1 pseudogene is annotated in these 311 nt (G+C 48.2%); it reads right to left on the bottom strand.

The annotated features are described in order from the left end of the window. Positions 1 to 212: 212 nt before the first annotated feature. A pseudogene (locus FS628_RS32885) lies at positions 213 to 311 on the bottom strand (Asp23/Gls24 family envelope stress response protein); the annotation flags it as partial.

The raw sequence follows: 311 nt of genomic DNA, 5'->3' as shown, positions 1-311 counted from the left end.
CTCTTCCTTCACCGGAGGCCATCCCACCCATTCCAGAAACGGCACTGTTGCTACAGAAGCCGACCGCAACCCCATTCAATTCAAAACCAAAACAAGAACCCTCTCCACCTGATTCCATCCACACCCTTTTTCCGTCTACTCCCTATACTCTCTCTATCAACATCAACAACAAACCCACTCTCCCTCTCTACTCCATTCCCTATTCCCAAATTTTACACATCCTCCCCTTTGAAACATACCCCTTCTACCTTAACATTCACTTCAACCACGCCCAATCCGCTCAGCGTCTCTACCGCTTCTCTTACATTCTG

It is taken from the genome of Paenibacillus xylanexedens, from assembly GCF_007676705.1.
GTDB lineage: Bacteria > Bacillota > Bacilli > Paenibacillales > Paenibacillaceae > Paenibacillus > Paenibacillus xylanexedens_C.
This window is presented reverse-complemented; position numbering and strand designations above follow the sequence as displayed.